Genomic DNA, 19184 nt, shown 5'->3' with positions numbered 1-19184 from the left:
GCACATCCGCCGATCACTCAATCCACTCAAAAGTGGGAACACCCCATGTTCCGGGTATCTCCTTTCGCGGTCGCGGCATTCCCTTGATCGGGTCCGCCCGATTCGGGCTCCAACTGCGACAGGAGACGCCCGTGCGAATCACCGACATCCAGCGCTGCGAAGTCCGGCCCGGACGGCTCGTCGAGTGGGCGCTCAGTCCGGCGACCGTCACCGTGGCGGCGGGCCTCCCGGAGGACCCCCGGCCGCCGGCGTACGTCCAGGAGTCGCACATCAGGACCGCCCGATCGGTGCACGAGGACGGCCTGTTCGTGCCGACCTGGGTCGGTACGGCATTCGACATCCCGGGCCGGATCGACCTCGACGCGCTGCAGGACGCACTGCGCAGCTGGACGCTCCGGCACGAGACGCTGCGCAGCGGATTCCGCTGGGACGGCGACGAGATGCGCCGTTTCACGCTCGCCACCGAGGACGTGTCCCTGCACCGGGAGGACATCGGCGACTTCCCCGACCCGGCGCGGCTCGTCCAGTACCTCCAGGACCGCTTCGACGCCTCCGCGAGCGCGCTGAGCTGGCCCAACTTCCTCTACACGGCGGTCGTCAGGGACGACGGCGCGAGCCTGTACATCGCGTTCGACCACAGCAATGTCGACTCCTACTCCATCCAGCGGATGCCCGCCGAGATCAACGAGCTCTACACGGCGGCCGCCGAGGGGCGTCCCGTCGAGGAGTCACCGGTCGGCAGCTACGTCGACTTCTGCGAGATCGAGCGCGCGGACGCGGACCGGATCGACGGCACCCACGCCATCGTCGGCCGCTGGCGGGACTTCATCCGGCGGTGCAACGGCAAGCTGCCCAACTTCCCCGTCGACCTGGGTGTCGAGCCCGGCGGTGACCTGCCCAGGCAGAAGCTGATGCGCGAGATGCTCGTCGACGCGGACGCCGCCGCGGCGTTCGAGTCGTACTGCCGGCCCTTCGGCGGCAGCCTCGTCGGCGCCCTGGCCGCCACCAGCCTCATCGTCCACGAGATCGGCGGACAGCCCGTCTACCGCGCCGTCGTGCCGTTCCACACCCGGGTGAAGTCCAAGTGGTCCAACTCAGTGGGCTGGTACGTCGGCGGCGCCCCGATCGAGGTCGCCATCGACGAGGCGCCCGACTTCCCCACCGCGCTGACCGCCGTGCGTGCCGAACTGCAGGCCAACAGGTCGCTGGCGCGCATGCCGCTCGCCCGCGTACTGCGGCTGCTCGGCGAGGACTTCCGGCCGACCTCGCCCGACCTGTACTCGATCGTCTCGTTCGTCGACGCACGAGGCATCCCCGGGGCCGAGCGCTGGGACGAGCTGGCGGCCTACGGACTGGTGCGGGTGTCCTACGGCGACCAGGTGTGCATCTGGCTGAACCGGCTGCACGAGGGACTGTGGTTCACCTGCCGCTACCCCGACACCGACATCGCGTACAAGAACATGCGGCTGTACGTCGAGAGGCTGCGGGACGTCATCCTCACCGTGGCCGGCGAGCAGCGCGCCAGCGAATTCGCACCGCACGACCTTGCCGGGTGAACGCACGAACAGGGGCGGTCCCGCACGGGACCGCCCCTGTTCACCGAGCCCCCTGTCGGATTCGAACCGACGACCTTCGCTTTACAAGAGCGGCGCTCTGACCAGCTGAGCTAAGGAGGCCTCGCACGCAAGCTTCGCGTGCGTGCCCGTGCAGTGTACCCAGGTCCCGGCCGGCCCCTGTCGAAAATTTCCGCGAAGTTCACAGGCCCGGGGGTACTGACAGACCAGGCGAACGCCAGGTAGCGTCCTGAGCCAGTTCACCCTCGTGGACTACACCACCTTCCTACAACGGATCGTCCGGCACGTTCCTGCCGGTAGAAGGGGGCCCATCACCATGGCCACTGTTACGTTCGACAAGGCGACCCGGATCTACCCGGGCACCGAGAAGCCCGCCGTCGACGGTCTGGAGATCGAAGTCGGGGACGGCGAGTTCCTCGTCCTCGTCGGTCCGTCCGGCTGCGGCAAGTCCACCTCGCTCCGCATGCTCGCGGGGCTCGAGGACGTGAACGCCGGCGCCATCCGCATCGGTGACCGCGACGTCACGCACCTGCCGCCGAAGGACCGGGACATCGCCATGGTGTTCCAGAACTACGCGCTGTACCCGCACATGACCGTGGCCGACAACATGGGCTTCGCGCTCAAGATCGCCGGCGTCAACAAGGCGGAGATCCGCAAGAAGGTCGAAGAGGCCGCGAAGATCCTCGACCTCACCGAGTACCTGGACCGCAAGCCGAAGGCCCTCTCGGGTGGTCAGCGCCAGCGTGTCGCGATGGGCCGCGCCATCGTGCGTGAGCCGCAGGTCTTCCTCATGGACGAGCCGCTGTCCAACCTGGACGCCAAGCTCCGTGTGTCCACCCGTACGCAGATCGCGTCGCTGCAGCGCCGTCTCGGCATCACCACCGTCTACGTCACCCACGACCAGGTCGAGGCCATGACGATGGGCGACCGCGTGGCCGTGCTCAAGGACGGTCTGCTCCAGCAGGTCGACTCGCCGCGCAACATGTACGACAAGCCCGCCAACCTCTTCGTCGCCGGCTTCATCGGCTCCCCCGCCATGAACCTGGTCGAGGTCCCGATCACCGACGGCGGCGTGAAGTTCGGCAACAGCGTCGTCCCGGTCAACCGTGACGCCCTGAAGGCCGCCTCCGACAAGGGCGACCGCACCGTCACCGTCGGCGTCCGGCCCGAGCACTTCGACATCGTCGAGGAGGGCGGCGGCGTCGCCGCCGCGCTGTCGAAGGACACCGAGGACAAGCCGGCCGGTCTCGCGGTCTCCGTGAACGTCGTCGAGGAGCTCGGCGCCGACGGCTACGTCTACGGCACCGCCGAGGTCGGCGGCGAGACCAAGGACCTGGTCGTCCGTGTCGAGGGCCGCCGGGTGCCGGAGAAGGGCTCGACCCTGCACGTGGTGCCCCGCCCGGGCGAGACACACGTGTTCTCGACCTCCACGGGTGAGCGTCTCACCGACTGAGGCCACTCGGCCGACCGGCAACTTCCGAAACACCCATCCCGGGTAATTCACCCAGGTTGACGAAGATGGGCCCCGCAGACCCCTGCGGGGCCCCTCTTGTTGTCGCTGTTTACCCCGGCACATCGGTCATTTCGAGCACCGTGCGTCAACTTCGCGCCCGATTCGAAGCGGCTTTTCGTCCCCCGAATTGATTACTAAATGTCGCCAAATCATCACCTGGCGCTACTCTCACTCGCGTGAAGCACTCCACTAACCAACAGACGCGACGCGGCCGGGGCCCCGCCCGCCGGATCGGCCGCACGCTCGCCCTTGTCCTGCCCGTCGTCCTGGTGCTTTCCGGGACCCTCGCGGTCACCCGAGTCAACTGGACGGGAAACCCCTCGGACTCGGTGCTCACCGCCTCGGACGCGTCCGACATCACCTCGGCCGCCAAGGCCGCCCACCGCGCCCCCGAGGACGTGCTGCGCGACAAGCTCCTGGGCGAGCTCCAGGAGGAGGACCCGGGCACGGTCCTCACGCACCTGCAGCAGGCCGTGAACGAGCGCCCGTCGCTCGCAAAGCACTGTGTGTCCATCGCCCGGTCCCTGGGCCGCGCCGCGGTGCGCATGTACGGCCCCACCCGTGCCCAGTCCTACGCCCGCCCGGTCTGCGACACGTCCTTCGCCTCGGGCGTCGCGGCCGCGCTGAGCTGAGACCGGAACCGCCCCTCCTCCGCCGTGGACACCACGGACGGTTCGGAGGAGGGTAACGGCTGATTAAGGAACGGTTGCAGGCTCCGGACGCGGGCGGGACGCACCGTACAGTTCGGTCATGACCCATCCGAGCGCCGCGTCCCGCCCCGTTCAAGCCGTCGTCCTGGCCGGTGGCCAGGGCTCACGACTGCGTCCGTACACCGACGACCGGCCCAAGCCGATGGTCGAGATCCCCGGCACGGGGACTCCGATCATCGGCCATCAGCTTGCCTGGCTGGCCGAGGAGGGCGTGACGGACGTGGTGGTCAGCTGCGGCCATCTCGCCGAGGTGCTGCAGGACTGGCTGAAGTCCGCCGACCTGCCGGTGAAGGTGACGACGGTCGTCGAGACGGAGCCGCTCGGGCGCGGCGGCGGGCTGAAGTACGCCGCCGCCCATCTCCCGCACCCGGACCGCCCCTGGTACGCCACCAACGGCGACATCTGGACCCGTTTCTCGCTGCGGGACATGGCCGACTTCCACACGGAGCGCGACGCGGTCGCGACGCTCGCCCTGGCCCGGCCGCGCATCCCGTGGGGCGCGGTGGAGACGGACGGCTTCGGGCGCATCACGGACTTCATCGAGGCGCCGCCGTCGACGTTCGAGATCAACGCGGGTGTGTACGTCTTCTCCCCCGAGTTCGCTGATCTGCTTCCGGAGCGGGGGGATCACGAGCGGACGACCTTCCCTCATCTGGCCCGTGAGCGGCGGCTGGCCGGGTTCGCGATCCCGCAGGGGGCGTACTGGCGCGCCATCGATACGGCGAAGGATCTGACCGAGGCAGCGAAGGAGCTGGCCGCTCTGGGGCGGTGAGGTTGTTTTTTGGCTGCCGGCCAGTGGGGGCTTGTCGCGCAGTTCCCCGCGCCCCTTCCGGGCGCTGCAGCACCGCATGTTGAAAAGGTCCCGCACGGTTTTGTGCGGGACCCTTTCGTATGGACCCGATGCTGAGCGGCTCTGGCTACCCCAGTAGGCCGCCCACCAGGCCCGGGTCGCCCGAGGAGGAGCCGCCGGTGGAGCCTGTGCCGCCGTCTGCGCCGCCGGAGGTGGGGCCGGAGCTGGTGCTGGGGGCGCCGCCGGACGGTGAGGAGTGCTGGCGCGGGGTGTGGCCCGCGGTGCCCTGGGTCTGGCTGGGGGCGCCGCCGGTCGCGGTGGCGCCCGGTGTGGTCGCCGCGCCGGAGGGCTTGGAACCGGCGGTGGCGCCGTGGGTCGGCGTGTGCGAGGCCGAGGGCGACTGGCTGTGCCGCTTGTGCGGCTCCTGCGGGAGCGGGGATCCCGGCAGTTCGTTGCGCGGGGCCTCGCCGGGACCGGGGACGATGACGCGGTCGGCGTCGCGGACCGCACCGCCGAGCAGCGAGCCGACGAGCAGGGTCAGGCCGGTCACGACCGCCGTGATGAGGGCGCCGCGGCGCAGGACGTAGGCGCGCAGGTCCCAGATGTCGGAGGAGGGTCCCAGACGCCGCCAGGCGCTGCCGGCGAGGCGGCCGTCGACGGAGTAGACGGGGGCGCCGGCGATGATCAGCGGGGACCAGGCGGCGAGGTAGATGATGTCGGGGGCGTCATAGGCGGGAACGGTCTTCCAGCTGACGGTGACGATCAGCGCGGCCGACAGCAGTGCGCCGAAGACGGCGGCGACCCGCTGCCAGCAGCCGAGCACCGTGAGCACGCCCACGACGACCTGTGCGAAGGCGATGACCAGGCCGGAGCCGACGGGGTGCTGCAGGGCGAACTGCCGCAGCGGCTCGGCGACTTCCCACGGGTGCAGGGTGTTCAGCCACTTGACCATGGAGCCGCGCTTGCCGCCGTCGAAGTAGACGGGGTCGCACAGCTTGCCCATGCCGGCGTAGATGGAGATGAAGCCGAGGAAGATGCGCAGGGGCAGCAGGACGACGCCGAGGTTCATCCGGCGGCCCGGGTAGTAGGCGTGCCGTGCCGGGTCGACGCCCTGCCGCCTGGCGGGCCGGTCGGCGTCCTCCTCGTCGAATTCGCCGAACTCGTCGGAGTCGTCGAACCCCTCGGGGTCGTCGAACTCGTCCGTCTCGTCGAAGTCCTCGAACTCCTGGCCGCCGTAGGCCTGTTCCTCGTCGTATCCGCTGCCGCCGGTGCGCATGCCGGGAAGGAGGCGGGTGCCGACGATGTCGTCCGAGGGGCGGCCGCGCTGGGCGCCGACGATCGGGGTCTCCACGGTCCGTTCCAGCTCGTCGTAGGCCTCGCCGTAGCCGCCGACCTCCACGCGCGGGATGACCTGGGTGGCTCCCGCGTCGACGGACTGGTCGTCGCCGTGCCGGACGCTGCCGCCGCGCACGGCCTGGAGCAGGCGGTGCGCGCCGGTGTCGTCGGGGGCCGACCTGCCGCTCCAGACGACCGGACGGCGGCGGGCGACCGAGCCCGCCCGGCCCGCGGCGGAACCGGCGGCGGCCGTGCGGGCGGCGTCCTGGGTGGCGGTCAAGTGCCGTGCGATCCGCGGCGATCGGGTGCGGGCCGAGGCGCCGAGCTGCACACGGAAGCTCGCATGATTGACGATGACCTGCGCCGGATCGCTCGGCACCTTCACCATGCTCAGCGCGGGAGCGTCATCGAATCCCGACGGGCCGTCCCCCGGGGGCGTGCGGGGTGTTCTGGTGTCCACACTCATCTAACCGAGTGACGTGTCGTTAGGACACTGCTTTGACCCGCCGGATGTGTCCGGATCGCGTCAACGTTGTCCGTGACGCCCAGATTGACCCGTACGAGTGATGGCACGAACGCATGTTCAGCCGCGCCGACGGCCCGCCCCGGCCCCTCTCAGCTGCCGACTCCCGTCAGCCCCGCCGCCGAGCCGCCTCGTACAGAACGATCCCCGCCGCCACACCGGCGTTCAGCGACTCGGCCCCACCCGGCATCGGAATCCGCACCCGGAAGTCGCAGGTCTCGCCGACGAGCCGGGACAGGCCCTTGCCCTCGCTGCCGACCACGATCACGACGGGGCCCTGCAGGGCCTCCAGTTCGCCGATCTCGTGCTCACCGTCGGCGGCGAGGCCGACGACCGCGATGCCCTGCTTCTTGTACGCCTCCAGGGCACGCGTCAGGTTGGTGGCCCGGGCGACGGGCGTACGGGCCGCCGTACCGGCCGACGTCTTCCAGGCGCCGGCGGTCATGCCGGCCGCGCGCCGCTCGGGGACGACCACGCCGTGGCCGCCGAAGGCGGAGACGGAACGGACGACGGCGCCGAGGTTACGCGGGTCGGTCACGCCGTCGAGGGCGACGATCAGAGGGTCCTCGCCCTCGTCGTAGGCGGCGCTCGCCAGGTCCTCCGGGTGGGCGTACTCGTACGGCGGGACCTGGAGGACGAGCCCCTGGTGGTTGAGGCCGTTGGTCATGCGGTCGAGCTCGGGGCGGGGGGCCTCCATGAGGTTGATCCCGCCGCGCTCGGCGGCCAGTTGGAGGGCCTCGCGGACACGCTCGTCGTTGTCGATGAACTGCTGGACGTAGAGCGTGGAGGCGGGCACGCCCTCGCGCAGCGCCTCGACCACCGGGTTGCGGCCCACGACCAGTTCGGACGACGACTTGCCGCCGCGGCCGCGCGCCACCGGACGGCGCTGCGCCTGCTTGGCCTTCGCGGTCGCGATGCGGTTCTTCTTGTGCCCCTTGCGCATCTCGGCGGGCGGGGTCGGGCCCTTGCCCTCCAGGCCCTTGCGCCGCTGGCCGCCACTGCCGACCTGCGCGCCCTTCTTGCCGGACATGCGGCGGTTGTTGGCTGCCATGACCTACCTGTCTGCTCTCAAATGGGTGAAGCCTGCGTTCGTACGTCTATGAAGTGTGCCGCCCGGACGGCCGGGCGGCACAATCGATCTTCTGATCAGCTGCTGGGTCAGCGCGGGCCGAGGCTCCAGCGCGGACCCTGCGGGCCGTCCTCGATGGCGAGACCCGACTGGTTGAGCTGGTCGCGGATGGCGTCCGCGGTGGCCCAGTCCTTGCGGCCACGGGCCGCCTCGCGCTGGTCGAGGACCAGGCGTACGAGGCTGTCGACCACGCCGTGCAGGTCCTCGCCGCGGTCGGCCTCGCCGGCCCAGTGCGGGTCGAGCGGGTCGAGTCCGAGGACGCCGAGCATGGCGCGCACCTCGGCGAGGCGGGCCACGGCGGCTTCCTTGTCGTCGGCGGCGAGGGCGGAGTTCCCCTGCCGGACCGTGGTGTGCACGATGGCGAGGGCCTGGGGGACGCCCAGGTCGTCGTCCATCGCCTCGGCGAAGGCGGGCGGCACCTCGGCGGACGGCTCGACGGAGCCGGCCTTCTCCACCACGCGCTGCACGAAGCCCTCGATGCGCGCGAACGCCGACTCGGCCTCGCGCAGCGACTCCTCGCTGTACTCGATCATCGAGCGGTAGTGCGGGGTGCCCAGGTAGTAGCGCAGCACGATCGGGCGCCAGGTCTTGACCATCTCGGAGACGAGGACGCTGTTGCCCAGCGACTTCGACATCTTGTCGCCCGCCATGGTCACCCAGGCGTTGTGCACCCAGTACTGCGCGAAGTCGTCGCCGAAGGCCTTGGCCTGGGCGATCTCGTTCTCGTGGTGCGGGAAGATCAGGTCGAGGCCGCCGCCGTGGATGTCGAAGGCGCTGCCCAGGTACTTGTGCGCCATCGCCGAGCACTCCAGGTGCCAGCCGGGACGGCCGCGGCCCCACGGCGTCGCCCAGGTCGGCTCGCCCGGCTTGGCGGACTTCCACATGGCGAAGTCGCGCGGGTCGCGCTTGCCGGTCTCGCCGGTGCCCGAGGGCTGCTGGAGGTTGTCGAGTTCCTGCCGGGACAGCTCCAGGTAGCCCGGGAAGGAGCGCACGTCGAAGTAGACGTTGCCGTCGGCCTCGTAGGCGTGTCCGCGCTCGATGAGGCCCTGCATCATCTCGACCATCTCGGTGACATGGCCGGTCGCGCGCGGTTCGTACGTCGGCGGGAGGCAGCCGAGCGCGGTGTAGCCGTCGTTGAACGCGCGCTCGTTCTCGTAACCGATCGACCACCAGGGGCGGTTCTGCTCGGCCGCCTTCGCGATGATCTTGTCGTCGATGTCCGTGACGTTCCTGATGAACGTCACGTCATAGCCGCGGTACTCGAACCAGCGGCGCATGATGTCGAAGTTGAGGCCCGACCGGATGTGCCCGATGTGCGGGGCCGCCTGCACGGTGGCACCACAGAGGTAGATCGAGACACAACCCGGTGTGAGCGGGGCGAAGTCACGGATCTGCCGGGCGTTGGTGTCGTACAGGCGAATGGTCACCACTCCAGGGTAGTGGGCGCGGGGCAGTGCCTTGCGCCCCTTCCGCTCAAGGGGGACGGTTTCGTGACGTTCACCCCCGGACGGCCCGCACCACCAGTGCCGTCGCGATCGCCATCAGGCCCTCTTCGCGGCCCGGGAAACCGAGCCCGTCCGTCGTGGCGCCCGATACCGACACCGGCGCACCGGCCGCCTCCGACAGCAGCTTCTGCGCCTCGTCGCGCCGCTTGCCGATCTTCGGGCGGGGGCCGACCACCTGTACGGCGATGTTGCCGATGCGGAAGCCCGCCTCGCGGACGATGCGCGCGGCCTCCGTGAGGAGGGTGACGCCGGAGGCACCCGACCACTCGGGGCGGCCGGTGCCGAAGTGCTGTCCCAGGTCACCGAGGCCGGCGGCGGAGAAGAGCGCGTTGCACGCGGCGTGTGCCACGACGTCCGCGTCGGAGTGGCCGGCCAGTCCGGGGCCCTCGCCCTCCCACTTCAGGCCCGCGCACCACAGCTCGCGGCCCTCCTCGAAGGCGTGGATGTCGGTGCCGATGCCGACCTGGGGCAGCGGCCCGTCGAAGGAGTCAGAAGCCATCGTTCAGCCTCCGGCGGGCCAGGACCGCCTCCGCCAGGACCAGGTCCAGCGGGCGCGTGACCTTGAAGGCCTCCTCGTGGCCGGGTACGGCCACGACCTGCAGGCCCAGCTGCTCGATCATGCCGGCGTCGTCGGTGACGTCGTCGGTCACGGTCTCGTGGGCGCGGACGAGCGCGGCCCGTTCGAAGCCCTGGGGGGTCTGCACGGCGCGCAGGCGGGAGCGCTCCGGGGTGGCCACCACCGGCTCCGGCTCGCCGGGTGCCGCCGCCGGTTCGACCTCTTTGACGGTGTCGGCGAGGGGCAGCGCGGGCACGACGGCCGGCGCACCTTCCCGTACGGCCTCGATCACGGCGTCCACCGTGTCCACCGGGACCAGCGGCCTTGCCGCGTCGTGCACCAGCACGATGTCGTAGCCGGGCGGCAGGGCGTCGAGGCCGAGTTTCACGGACTCCTGGCGCGAGTCGCCGCCCGGGACGACGAGGAAGTCGGTCCGCTCGGGCAGCGCATGGGCGTCGAGAAGCGACTTGACCTCGGGCGCGCCGTCGGGCGGCGCCACAACGACGACCAGGGAGACCGCGCGGGATGCGGCCATGGCCCGCACGGCATGGATCAGCATGGGGGTGCCGCCCAGCGCGCGGAGCGCCTTGGGGGCGCCCGGACCAAGGCGTACGCCCCGTCCGGCGGCCGGAATCACCGCAGCCGTACGGGTTCCGGCGGGCGAGGGGCGCGAATCGTCAGACATCGGTTCCTGTCAGGTTTGTGTGCTGGCCTTGCGTGGGTATGGCCTGGGAAGTGCCGGGCGCGACGCCTTGACCGGACCCTTCCGTGACACCGGTCGAGCCAGCTGCCCGGGCCCGGCACGCCAAGTATCGCGGGGGAACCTCCCCGGCAGTGACGATGTACGCAAGGCGCCTGGCTATGAACATGCCGCAGCGCCCGGCGACAGGAAATACGTCATCGGGCACCGCGGCATTTCAATGTACTGAGTGCTGAAGCGGGCTTGCGCCTGCTGTCAGGTTCAGGACGCGAGAACCTCGTCGAGCAGGGCCTCGGCCTTGTCCTCGTTCGTGTTCTCCGCGAGGGCGAGCTCGCTCACCAGGATCTGGCGTGCCTTGGCGAGCATCCGCTTCTCACCCGCGGACAGTCCGCGCTCGCGCTCACGACGCCACAGGTCACGCACTACTTCCGCGACCTTGATGACATCGCCGGAGGCGAGCTTCTCCAGGTTTGCCTTGTAACGACGAGACCAGTTCGTGGGCTCCTCGGCATACGGCGCGCGCAGCACCTCGAAGACCCGGTCCAGCCCGTCCTGACCGACCACATCACGTACGCCGACGAACTCCGCATTGTCCGCTGGCACACGCACCGTCAGGTCACCCTGGGCGACCTTCAGCACCAAGTAGGTCTTGTCCACGCCTTTGATCTGGCGAGTTTCGATGGCCTCGATCAGCGCGGCCCCGTGATGGGGATAGACCACGGTGTCGCCAACCTTGAACGTCATGTGACAGGTACCCCTTCCGTGGCTATCCAGGGTAACACGGAAACCGCGGGTTCTGAATGGCGTTTTCGCAGGTCAGGGCATATCTCGGGGCTTGACAACAGCAACAGGAACGTGCTGCGCGGGCCCGACGGAAGAAGGTATTCGCAGGTCGGAGCGGCTCTCCGGGGGAAGTGAAACGCGTACGTTACACGCATCCGGAGGCCCCTCCGAGGGGACGAACGTCCGCATATGTCCGCTTCCAAGTGTGCGACTTCCGCTACTCCGTTCGGTGGCGGGAGTCGCTTCCGCGTCGATTCCGGAATTGATCACGGGCACCCATCTACGTGGCGTGTTGTTCTGTGGCTTGTTCCGTGTGTGATCAATTCCGGGGGTGGCCGCGCATTCCTTCACGGAAATTTTGCGCCCCGCCGGACGGGGTATGCCGGGCGACTTATGTGAATGCCGGACGGGCGTGGGCCACCCCCTGTGGACTACTCCCTGGTGAGCCATGCCGGGGCCAGAGGGAGGGTCGGGTGCGGCGACTCGGGGGTGGCTCGGTAACCTAAGGCCGCTGACAGACACTTAGGGCGGCTTTACGGGTCGCCACGCTCGAGTCAAGGAGTTGCCGCCGCCGTGAGCAGCAGCCTTCGACGCGGCGCCCTCGCCGCCGCCGCCATCGCGTTCTCGATCGCCTCGCTCGCCGCGTGCGGCGCGGGCGGCGACGCTCAGACGCTGGAAATCAAGCCGGACAACGCGGCGACCAAGGTCGGCGACCTCAAGGTGCAGAACGCCCTGATCATCACCCAGCCCGACGTCCGGGCGCCCGGTCCGGCCGTGATCTCGGCGACCCTCTTCAACAACGGGGACACCGCGCAGACGGTGGACTCGATCACCCTCCCGAACGTCAACGCGACCGCCCAGATCAAGCCGGCCAAGGGCAACGGCAAGCTCGTCGTGCCGGCGCACGGCTCCTTGGTGATCGGCGGCAAGGGCAACGCCAGCGCCGTGCTGCCCAACGGACGCGAGGCGGTCCAGGACGGCAGTGTCCGCAAGGTCACCTTCACCTTCAGCAAGACCGGCGACGTGAGCCTGCGCGCCTTCGTGGTCCCGGCCCAGAGCTACTTCGAGGGGTGGGGCCCGAGCGAGATCCCGTCGGCCCCCGCCTCCCCCACCCCCAAGCCGGGCACGAGCACGACGGCGTCCCCGAACCCGTCCACCTCGGCCTCGAAGCCGGCCACCTCGGCCACCCCGACCGACGCGGCCTCCGCAAGCGTCTCGCCGTCGAAGTCGGCCGCCGGGCACTGAGCACGCGTACGGGTACGACGAAGGGCGGGACCTCTCCAGGAGGTCCCGCCCTTCGTCGTACGGCCTGATGGGCGGCCTACGGCTCGAACTTGTACCCGAGCCCACGGACCGTCACCAGGTACCGCGGCGCGCCCGGGTCCGGCTCGATCTTGGCGCGCAGGCGCTTGACGTGGACGTCGAGGGTCTTGGTGTCGCCGACGTAGTCGGCGCCCCAGACGCGGTCGATGAGCTGCATGCGGGTCAGGACGCGGCCTGCGTTGCGCAGGAGCATTTCCAGGAGGTCGAACTCCTTGAGGGGGAGGTCGACCTTGGAGCCGGAGACCGTGACCACATGGCGGTCCACGTCCATGCGGACCGGGCCGGCCTCCAGGGCGGCCGGGGTGACCTCCTCGGGCTCGCCGCGGCGGCGCAGGACGGCCCGGATGCGGGCGACCAGCTCACGCGAGGAGAACGGCTTGGTGACATAGTCGTCGGCTCCTATCTCCAGGCCGACCACCTTGTCGATCTCGCTGTCCTTGGCGGTCACCATGATGACGGGGACGTTGGAGCGGCCGCGCAGCTGACGGCACACCTCGGTGCCCGGCAGCCCGGGCAGCATCAGGTCGAGGAGGACGAGGTCGGCGCCGTTGCGCTCGAACTCGTCGAGTCCGTCGGGGCCCGTGGTCGCGACCGCGACCTCGAAGCCCTCCTTGCGGAGCATGTACGACAGGGCGTCGGAGAAGGACTCCTCGTCCTCGACGACGAGCACTCGGGTCACGGAAGGACCTCCGGGGCGGGAAGCGGTTCGTACGGGGATGACTGGGGGGTGTCTCGGTCGGCCTCGTCGTCGAGATCGTCCGGGTCGGGGTGGGGCTGGGCACGGTCGCGGGCAGCCCCCGCCTCCGGCAGCCTCAGGGTGAACGTGGAGCCCTGACCCTCGGAGCTCCACACGGTGACCTCCCCGCCGTGCGAGGCGGCCACGTGCTTGACGATCGCGAGTCCCAGGCCCGTGCCGCCGGTCGCACGGGAGCGGGCGGGGTCCACGCGGTAGAAGCGCTCGAAGATGCGCTCCTTGTCCTTGTCGGAGATGCCGATGCCCTGATCGGTCACGGCGACCTCGATGTGGTCACCGCCGGGCGCGGTCACCCGGCGGGCGGCTATGCCCACACGGGTGCGGGCGGGTGAGTAGTTGACGGCGTTCTCCACAAGGTTGCCCAGGGCGGCGGCCAGCTGACCCCTGTTGCCCCAGACATACAGGTCGGCGGTGCCGCCGGCGGCCATGGTGATCTGCTTGGTGCCGGCCTGGTGGCGGCAGCGGTCGATGGCCTCGGCGACCAGTTCGTCCACCCGGACGGGTTCGGCGTCCTCGAGGGGGTCGTCGTTCTGCACCCGGGACAGGTCGATGAGTTCCTGCACCAGGCTGGTGAGCCGGGTGGCCTCGATCTGCATCCGGCCGGCGAAGCGCTCCACCGCCTCCGGGTCGTCCGAGGCGTCCATGACGGCCTCGGAGAGAAGGGAGAGAGCGCCGACCGGGGTCTTCAGTTCGTGGCTCACGTTCGCGACGAAGTCGCGTCGTACCGCCTCGATACGCCGGGCCTCGGTGAGGTCCTCGACCAGCAGGAGCACCAGCCGGGAGCCGAGCGGTGCCACGCGCGCGGAGACGGCGAGCGCGTCGCCGCCCCGCCCGGTGCCCCGCCGCGGCAGGTCCAGCTCGACCTGGCGTATCTCCCCGTCCCGCCGGGTGTCCCGGGCCATCTGCAGCATCGGTTCCACGGAGAGCCTGCCGCCGCGGACCAGGCCCAGGGCGTACGCCGCGGAGCTGGCCTTGACGACCGCGTCGGCCTCGTCGAGGACGACGGCCGAGGAGCGGAGCACGGACAGGACGGTGTCCACGCCCGGCGGAAGCACCGGGTCCGTGTGCAGGGAGGTGCGGGTGGGGCGCTTCTGCTCCCGCTCGCTCCAGCGGAACGCCAGCATGGCGATCACGCCGGTGAGCACCCCGGCGATCGCTGCCGCTGCGGCGACCGCCGCGTTCACGTCCATGCAAACAGGTTAGGCATGGGGTACGACATCCCCACAGCCGTCGAGGTGCGAGCTCGAACACTCGTCGCCCAGAGTTCACCTTGGAGCCAGTGATGGTTCATTTGGGATGACGGAAACGGACGCGTGCGGGCCGGAACGTGGGAGCGTGGGGTGCGAAGCACCGTTTTCGAACGGTCGGTTTCCGGCCGTAGGACGTACGAGCACCTGCCCCCGGCAGCCCCGAAGGACACGTAAGAGAGGGATCCCTGATGCGGGACGCGTACCACGAGGAACTGGATTCGATCGGCGACGGTCTGGTGGAGATGGCCCGGCTGGTCGGGTCGGCGATCGGGCGCGCCACGACCGCCATCCTCGACTCCGACCTCAAGCTGGCCGAGAGCGTCATCGAGGCCGACAAGAGGGTCGACGAGCTCCAGCACGACCTCGAAGCCCGGGCCATAGCCCTGCTGGCCCGTCAGCAGCCGGTGGCGACGGATCTCCGTATCGTCGTCACCTCGCTCCGTATGTCGGCCGACCTGGAGCGTTCGGGCGACCTGGCGCAGCATGTCGCGAAGCTCGCCCGCCTCCGCTTCCCGGAGCGTGCGATCCCGCACGACCTGCACGCGACCATCCTGGAGATGGGCCAGCTCGCGCAGCGCCTGATGGCCAAGGCGGCCGAGGTGATCGTCACGAAGGACGTCGACCTGGCGCTCCAGATGGAGTCCGACGACGACGAGATGGACCTGCTGCACCGCACCCTCTTCCAGCACCTGCTGGACGACCGCTGGAAGCACGGCATCGAGACGGCGGTGGACGTCACCCTCCTCGGCCGCTACTACGAGCGCTACGCCGACCACGCGGTGGCCGTCGCCAAGCGCGTGGTGTTCCTGGTGACGGGTGAGCACGCGGACGATCTGCAGGCCGACGTCCAGCCGGAGATCCAGCCGGTGGCCGGGGGCGACGGGGCGTAGCGCCGAGGGTTCCCGGGGGCGTGAACCCCGGCGGCGGGGCGTGTGGACGCCACAGTGCGCCGTTGATGCGCCCAGCACGGCGGGCATGCAATGGGCACAGGCACCAGCCTCTAGGCCTCCAGGAGGACCCATGGCCGAAGCCCCCACCACGCCCGACCCGACGCAGGAGCGCGAGACGGACCAGCCCGCCGAGATCAGGAGCCTCCCGCTCTTCGGCGCGTGCGGCTGCGGCTCGGGCTGCGGCTGCGGGTGCCAGTCGGGCAACCCCTGCCAGTGCGGCTGACCGCTCCGGCTGATTTCCACGACTCGTACGACGGTGAAGGGCCCCGGTGAGAGTGCCGGGGCCCTTCGTCGTAAGTCGCCCCGGACTGCCTGCGAGCGCAGCATGGAAGCAGGATCGGAAGGAGGTGCGCTGCCATGGCGCAGTTCATGGACGTACACCACGGGATGAAGGGCATCACGGCCGAGCAGCTGCAACAGGCCCACCAGGCGGACCTCGCCATAGAGGAAGAGGAGGGCGTCCACTTCGAAAAGGCCTGGGCGGACCCCGAGTCCGGCACGGTCTACTGCCTCTCGGAGGCCCCCTCGGCGGAGGCGGTGCAGCGCATCCACGAGCGGTCGGGTCACAAGGCGGACGAGGTGCATGCGGTGCCGCTGTCGGTCTGACCTCGGTGCGTGATCTGCGAACGGCCCCCTGCCTGCGGAGTACGCGGGCAGGGGGCCGTGACCGTAGGAGGTGCCCCCGGAAGAAACCGCGGCTCATTCGCCCTTTTGGGTGAACATGGCGATCAGGCCGCGGGCGGTGTTGGCCTCGGAGTCGATCCCGGGCATCTCGCCGCCTTCGAAGGTGGCGGCCTCGGCGCTGCGCGGGAACATGGCCTGCTCGTACTCGGCGAGCGCGGCCTCGGTGTCGTCCGGGTGCGCCGCTATGGCCTTGCCGAGTTCGGCGCCGTCGAGCATGGCGAGGTTGGCGCCCTCGCCGTTGGGGGTCGCGAGGTGGGCGGCGTCCCCGAGCAGGGTCACGCCCGGCACCCGGTCCCAGCGGTGGCCGGTCGGCAGGGCGTGCAGGGAACGCAGGACCGGCGCGGTGTCGCTGTCGGTGATCAGCCCGGTGAGTTCCGGTGCCCAGCCCTCGAACTCCGCCGCGATCCGTGCGAGCGCCGCGGCGGAATCGGTGAAGTCGATCGCGGCGAACCAGTCCAGCGGCTTGGCCAGCGCCACGTACATGTGCAGGGTGTCGCCGCTCTCCCGGTGGGCGAAGATCTCCCTGCCCGGCGAGGGCGCGATCATCATTCCGCCGCCGACCGCCTTCGCGGCGGCGGGATGCCGGGTGTCGGCCCCGTACAGATAGGTCTCGACGAACGACGTACCGGTGTACGTGGGTGTGGCGTCGGAGAGCAACGGCCGGACCCGTGACCATGCGCCGTCGGCACCGACCAGCAGGCTGGTGACGACCGTGGTGCCGTTCGCGAAGGTCACCTCGTGGCGCCCTTCGCCGAGGGCACGCGTGCCGGTGACCTTGTGACCCCACCGGATGGTGCCCGCCGGGAGCGAGTCGATCAGCATCTGCCGCAGCTCGCCGCGCATCGCCTCGGGGCGTCCGCCGTTGCCGTCGTCGTCCTTGTCGAGCAGGACGGTCCCGTCCGGGTCGAGGATCCGCATCGCCTCGCGGCCCTCCAGGACGATGGCGCGGAACTCGTCCATCAGACCGGCGGCCTGGAGGGCGAGCTGCCCGTTGTAGTCGTGGATGTCGAGCATCCCGCCCTGTGCGCGGGTCGACGGGGAGGCCTCCGCCTCGTAGACGGTGGCCGGGATGCCGTGGACGTGCAGAACGCGGGCGAGCGTGAGTCCGCCGAGTCCGGCGCCGATGATCGTGGCAGGTGTGTGCATGGTGACTCCTCAGGGATTCGGGCCACCCGGCGAGCTCCGGCCGGTCCCGTCCCTGGAAGGTGTCAGCCCCCGCCGACGAGCCGCCTACATCTACCCGACAGCCACCGACGACTCGCCTACATCCGCCCGACAGCGAGCGGACTGGCCCAGAAAATCGAACACATGCTTGAATTCGGTCATGCGACCGTTCCCCGACGACCTCGCCCAGGCGCAGCAGGACTGGAGCGCCACCTACCGCCGGCTCGCGGAGCACCCCGGCCGCACCGAGCTGCGCCGGCGCCTGCACCAGCTGTCGGCCCAGCTGTACTTCCACCCCTACTGGCAGCACCGGCGCCCGAGCCCCGCGGCCTGGTGGGAACTGCGTGACCTGGGACGATCACACGGAACCACCAGTGAGCGGCTTCCCCGATGACACGCTGGAGTGCAGGCCCGGACATCCCGGATGATCCTGAAGGCATGGCCGGACCGATTCGCGTGATCGTGCACCCCCCGTCGCCCACGGGAGGCCGACGCGTGCGCGTGGACGGCGAGATCCTCGGGCTGGCGTACAACGTGGCCGACGTCGCGGAGTTCCTCCGTCGGGCGGGGTTGGAGATCGATCCGGCGGACGTGGCGCACTCGCCGTGGATCGACTGGCGGGGAGTGGGGCCGGAACACTGGGGCCCGGAGGCGTGACGGAAGCTGCGATCACTCGCCGGTCGCCACGGAGCCGGAAGAGGTGCGCGCCTTCCTCCGTCGCCGACTCCGGTGCCGGCGGTCCGACGACTTCTCGGTCGCGACGGCAGCAGCGGCCACCGCGGCGGACGCCGGCCAACTCCTGAACTCGTCGATGCCCAAGCCCACCAAGCCGATGACGACCCGTCGTCAGGATCCACTGGGCAACAGCCCGGGCCGCCACTTCGAGGCGTCTGCCTCCACCGGTCACAGGCTCAAGGCAGCCGGTCGCCGGGCCACGACCGGGACGCGTCCGAACGGCGGGATCTTGTGCACCGCCCCTGTCCCCGGTACAACCGTCCGATGACAAGCAACTCCGGGCCGAAGGCGCGGTGGACCAAGGACCGGGCCGGAGCCGCCCTGGCGGCCACGACCGGCTACTTCCTGACTTTCGGACTGGCCCGCGACCCGGCCGAGCGACTGACCCGGGACTATCCGCACACTGCCGTTTCTTTCGTCAGCTTCGCGGTTGCCGTCCTGGCGTACTGGATCGGGTTGCGGGTGATGAAGAAGCTCCCCTGACGGCGCCGGCGGCCCTCAGAAGTCGTACGGCTTCTTGGTGCTCCAGTTCAGCACGTCCGCCTCGGTCCAGCTGAACTGCGGCTTCTGGCCCTTCATGACGACGGAGTAGAAGGGGCCGTCGTGGCCGTCCGCGCCCCGCAGCGCGACGGCGAGCGACTGCGCCGTGTGGTTCTTCGAGCCGTAGTCGAACAGGTTCACCGCGCTGTACGCCTTGCCTCCGGGCTGGAGCGTGATGTGCTTGCCGCCGCCCAGGTTGTCCTTCTTGGAGTGCGGCAGTGCCACGTCGTGGCCGTTCCAGTCGAGCACCACGGCCGGGTACGAGGTGACCCAGCAGGGCTTGGCGCCCTCGTTCACTGCGGTGATCAGCAGGTGGTCGCCCTGCTGACCGGCGAACCGGTGCGCTGCGGTGACCAGCATCTCGTCCCCTCGGCACTGCTGGGCGCCGACCGTCGTGCCCTTGCCCGCGCCGCCCGAACCGGTTGCCGCGCGGACCCCCTTCTTGGTGCTGCCGGTGCTGCCGGTGCTGCCGGCCGCCTGCCCCGCGCCGCCCTTGCCGTCCCCCTTGGACACGGACAGGTTCTGCGCGGCACCGGCGGCGTGGTCACCGCCCACCGCCTTCGAGCCGCCGCCGGAGCCACCGCAGGCGGTCAGGCCAAGCGCCAGCGCGCCGGTGACGGCGGCCAGGGCGGCGGAACGGGCGATACGGTGCGTACGGTGCGTACG

The 19184-nt window shown here is 70.2% G+C and carries 21 protein-coding genes and 1 tRNA gene; 11 read left to right on the top strand and 11 right to left on the bottom strand.

Annotated elements, in window-relative coordinates; genetic code table 11:
* Positions 1-131 precede the first annotated feature (131 nt).
* Positions 132-1556, top strand: a complete 1425-nt coding sequence (locus tag ACFY1E_RS43985; protein WP_389087159.1) for a condensation domain-containing protein — start codon at positions 132-134, stop codon at positions 1554-1556.
* A 46-nt stretch (positions 1557-1602) separates the two neighbouring features.
* Here the strand turns inward: ACFY1E_RS43985 and ACFY1E_RS43980 are convergent.
* A tRNA-Thr gene (locus tag ACFY1E_RS43980) sits at positions 1603-1676 on the bottom strand.
* A gap of 214 nt (positions 1677-1890) precedes the next feature.
* On the opposite strand from ACFY1E_RS43980, the gene ACFY1E_RS43975 reads away from it, so the two are divergent.
* The 3 genes from ACFY1E_RS43975 to ACFY1E_RS43965 all read left to right on the top strand — a co-directional run bounded on the left by ACFY1E_RS43975 (position 1891) and on the right by ACFY1E_RS43965 (position 4569).
* Positions 1891-3027 (top strand): sn-glycerol-3-phosphate ABC transporter ATP-binding protein UgpC, encoded by a 1137-nt coding sequence (locus ACFY1E_RS43975; protein WP_344399557.1) that lies wholly within the window; start codon positions 1891-1893, stop codon positions 3025-3027.
* A gap of 236 nt (positions 3028-3263) precedes the next feature.
* Entirely contained in the window at positions 3264-3719 is a 456-nt protein-coding gene (locus ACFY1E_RS43970) for a hypothetical protein (RefSeq protein WP_389087155.1), read from the top strand.
* A 118-nt stretch (positions 3720-3837) separates the two neighbouring features.
* The gene (locus ACFY1E_RS43965; RefSeq protein WP_389087153.1) at positions 3838-4569 is read left to right on the top strand and encodes an NDP-sugar synthase; all 732 of its coding nucleotides are present in this window, start codon (positions 3838-3840) and stop codon (positions 4567-4569) included.
* Between the two features lie 145 nt (positions 4570-4714).
* Here ACFY1E_RS43965 and ACFY1E_RS43960 read toward each other — a convergent pair whose 3' ends face one another.
* From ACFY1E_RS43960 to ACFY1E_RS43935, 6 genes are all read right to left on the bottom strand, one after another.
* Complete coding sequence (locus ACFY1E_RS43960) at positions 4715-6388, bottom strand: DoxX family membrane protein (protein WP_389087151.1); 1674 nt, start codon at positions 6386-6388, stop codon at positions 4715-4717.
* Positions 6389-6554: 166 nt separating this feature from the next.
* Complete coding sequence (gene rlmB, locus ACFY1E_RS43955; RefSeq protein WP_389087149.1) at positions 6555-7496, bottom strand: 23S rRNA (guanosine(2251)-2'-O)-methyltransferase RlmB; 942 nt, start codon at positions 7494-7496, stop codon at positions 6555-6557.
* Between the two features lie 107 nt (positions 7497-7603).
* The gene (gene cysS, locus ACFY1E_RS43950; protein ID WP_389087146.1) at positions 7604-9001 is read right to left on the bottom strand and encodes a cysteine--tRNA ligase; all 1398 of its coding nucleotides are present in this window, start codon (positions 8999-9001) and stop codon (positions 7604-7606) included.
* 70 nt (positions 9002-9071) lie between these two features.
* Complete coding sequence (gene ispF / locus ACFY1E_RS43945; RefSeq protein WP_389087144.1) at positions 9072-9578, bottom strand: 2-C-methyl-D-erythritol 2,4-cyclodiphosphate synthase; 507 nt, start codon at positions 9576-9578, stop codon at positions 9072-9074.
* A complete protein-coding gene (gene ispD / locus ACFY1E_RS43940; RefSeq protein ID WP_389087142.1) occupies positions 9568-10320 on the bottom strand; it encodes a 2-C-methyl-D-erythritol 4-phosphate cytidylyltransferase in 753 nt (250 codons plus the stop codon). The genes ispF and ispD overlap by 11 nt, the downstream gene beginning before the upstream one ends.
* Positions 10321-10596: 276 nt before the next feature.
* Positions 10597-11079 carry a CarD family transcriptional regulator gene (locus tag ACFY1E_RS43935; protein ID WP_003953493.1) on the bottom strand — a complete coding sequence of 161 codons (483 nt, stop codon included), beginning with the start codon at positions 11077-11079 and terminating at the stop codon, positions 10597-10599.
* A 612-nt stretch (positions 11080-11691) separates the two neighbouring features.
* On the opposite strand from ACFY1E_RS43935, the gene ACFY1E_RS43930 reads away from it, so the two are divergent.
* Positions 11692-12363 (top strand): DUF461 domain-containing protein, encoded by a 672-nt coding sequence (locus ACFY1E_RS43930; RefSeq protein ID WP_389087139.1) that lies wholly within the window; start codon positions 11692-11694, stop codon positions 12361-12363.
* 76 nt (positions 12364-12439) lie between these two features.
* Here the strand turns inward: ACFY1E_RS43930 and ACFY1E_RS43925 are convergent, their stop codons facing one another.
* The gene (locus ACFY1E_RS43925) at positions 12440-13120 is read right to left on the bottom strand and encodes a response regulator transcription factor (RefSeq protein ID WP_015659563.1); all 681 of its coding nucleotides are present in this window, start codon (positions 13118-13120) and stop codon (positions 12440-12442) included.
* Positions 13117-14385 carry a sensor histidine kinase gene (locus ACFY1E_RS43920; protein WP_389087137.1) on the bottom strand — a complete coding sequence of 423 codons (1269 nt, stop codon included), beginning with the start codon at positions 14383-14385 and terminating at the stop codon, positions 13117-13119. Before ACFY1E_RS43920 ends, ACFY1E_RS43925 begins: the two co-directional genes overlap by 4 nt.
* A gap of 248 nt (positions 14386-14633) precedes the next feature.
* Here ACFY1E_RS43920 and phoU point away from each other — a divergent pair, with 248 nt between their 5' ends.
* The 3 genes from phoU (at position 14634) to ACFY1E_RS43905 (ending at position 16001) form a co-directional block, all read left to right on the top strand.
* Positions 14634-15335 (top strand): phosphate signaling complex protein PhoU, encoded by a 702-nt coding sequence (phoU, locus tag ACFY1E_RS43915; protein ID WP_389087134.1) that lies wholly within the window; start codon positions 14634-14636, stop codon positions 15333-15335.
* A 130-nt stretch (positions 15336-15465) separates the two neighbouring features.
* Positions 15466-15618, top strand: a complete 153-nt coding sequence (locus tag ACFY1E_RS43910; protein ID WP_266682052.1) for a hypothetical protein — start codon at positions 15466-15468, stop codon at positions 15616-15618.
* Positions 15619-15752: 134 nt separating this feature from the next.
* The gene (locus ACFY1E_RS43905; RefSeq protein ID WP_389087131.1) at positions 15753-16001 is read left to right on the top strand and encodes an SCO4226 family nickel-binding protein; all 249 of its coding nucleotides are present in this window, start codon (positions 15753-15755) and stop codon (positions 15999-16001) included.
* Between the two features lie 93 nt (positions 16002-16094).
* On the opposite strand, the gene ACFY1E_RS43900 is transcribed toward ACFY1E_RS43905, so the two are convergent.
* Positions 16095-17225 (bottom strand): FAD-dependent oxidoreductase, encoded by a 1131-nt coding sequence (locus ACFY1E_RS43900; protein WP_389087129.1) that lies wholly within the window; start codon positions 17223-17225, stop codon positions 16095-16097.
* Positions 17226-17403: 178 nt separating this feature from the next.
* On the opposite strand from ACFY1E_RS43900, the gene ACFY1E_RS43895 reads away from it, so the two are divergent.
* The 3 genes from ACFY1E_RS43895 (at position 17404) to ACFY1E_RS43885 (ending at position 18461) form a co-directional block, all read left to right on the top strand.
* Positions 17404-17637: a hypothetical protein gene (locus ACFY1E_RS43895; RefSeq protein ID WP_389087126.1), complete on the top strand. Its 234-nt coding sequence runs from the start codon at positions 17404-17406 to the stop codon at positions 17635-17637.
* A gap of 44 nt (positions 17638-17681) precedes the next feature.
* Positions 17682-17900 carry a hypothetical protein gene (locus tag ACFY1E_RS43890; protein WP_344399543.1) on the top strand — a complete coding sequence of 73 codons (219 nt, stop codon included), beginning with the start codon at positions 17682-17684 and terminating at the stop codon, positions 17898-17900.
* Positions 17901-18242: 342 nt separating this feature from the next.
* Positions 18243-18461 carry a hypothetical protein gene (locus tag ACFY1E_RS43885; protein ID WP_389087124.1) on the top strand — a complete coding sequence of 73 codons (219 nt, stop codon included), beginning with the start codon at positions 18243-18245 and terminating at the stop codon, positions 18459-18461.
* 15 nt (positions 18462-18476) lie between these two features.
* Here ACFY1E_RS43885 and ACFY1E_RS43880 read toward each other — a convergent pair.
* Positions 18477-19184, bottom strand: a 708-nt coding sequence (locus ACFY1E_RS43880; protein WP_389087121.1) for a DUF4232 domain-containing protein, incomplete at its 5' end; no start/stop codon positions are given.

Origin of the sequence: Streptomyces sp. NPDC001604 (assembly GCF_042893475.1) — a bacterium.
In the GTDB taxonomy this organism is placed as follows: domain Bacteria; phylum Actinomycetota; class Actinomycetes; order Streptomycetales; family Streptomycetaceae; genus Streptomyces.
This window is presented reverse-complemented; position numbering and strand designations above follow the sequence as displayed.

What these genes read in the sequence shown, in the direction of transcription:
- ACFY1E_RS43975 (WP_344399557.1), top strand. Translation starts at nt 1,891, where the DNA reads ATGGCCACTGTTACGTTCGACAAGGCGACCCGGATCTACCCGGGCACC.
- ACFY1E_RS43965 (WP_389087153.1), top strand. Translation starts at nt 3,838, where the DNA reads ATGACCCATCCGAGCGCCGCGTCCCGCCCCGTTCAAGCCGTCGTCCTG.
- ACFY1E_RS43960 (WP_389087151.1), bottom strand. Translation starts at nt 6,388, where the DNA reads ATGAGTGTGGACACCAGAACACCCCGCACGCCCCCGGGGGACGGCCCG.
- rlmB (WP_389087149.1), bottom strand. Translation starts at nt 7,496, where the DNA reads ATGGCAGCCAACAACCGCCGCATGTCCGGCAAGAAGGGCGCGCAGGTC.
- ispF (WP_389087144.1), bottom strand. Translation starts at nt 9,578, where the DNA reads ATGGCTTCTGACTCCTTCGACGGGCCGCTGCCCCAGGTCGGCATCGGC.
- ispD (WP_389087142.1), bottom strand. Translation starts at nt 10,320, where the DNA reads ATGTCTGACGATTCGCGCCCCTCGCCCGCCGGAACCCGTACGGCTGCG.
- ACFY1E_RS43935 (WP_003953493.1), bottom strand. Translation starts at nt 11,079, where the DNA reads ATGACGTTCAAGGTTGGCGACACCGTGGTCTATCCCCATCACGGGGCC.
- ACFY1E_RS43920 (WP_389087137.1), bottom strand. Translation starts at nt 14,385, where the DNA reads ATGGACGTGAACGCGGCGGTCGCCGCAGCGGCAGCGATCGCCGGGGTG.
- phoU (WP_389087134.1), top strand. Translation starts at nt 14,634, where the DNA reads ATGCGGGACGCGTACCACGAGGAACTGGATTCGATCGGCGACGGTCTG.
- ACFY1E_RS43910 (WP_266682052.1), top strand. Translation starts at nt 15,466, where the DNA reads ATGGCCGAAGCCCCCACCACGCCCGACCCGACGCAGGAGCGCGAGACG.
- ACFY1E_RS43905 (WP_389087131.1), top strand. Translation starts at nt 15,753, where the DNA reads ATGGCGCAGTTCATGGACGTACACCACGGGATGAAGGGCATCACGGCC.
- ACFY1E_RS43900 (WP_389087129.1), bottom strand. Translation starts at nt 17,225, where the DNA reads ATGCACACACCTGCCACGATCATCGGCGCCGGACTCGGCGGACTCACG.
- ACFY1E_RS43895 (WP_389087126.1), top strand. Translation starts at nt 17,404, where the DNA reads ATGCGACCGTTCCCCGACGACCTCGCCCAGGCGCAGCAGGACTGGAGC.
- ACFY1E_RS43890 (WP_344399543.1), top strand. Translation starts at nt 17,682, where the DNA reads ATGGCCGGACCGATTCGCGTGATCGTGCACCCCCCGTCGCCCACGGGA.
- ACFY1E_RS43885 (WP_389087124.1), top strand. Translation starts at nt 18,243, where the DNA reads ATGACAAGCAACTCCGGGCCGAAGGCGCGGTGGACCAAGGACCGGGCC.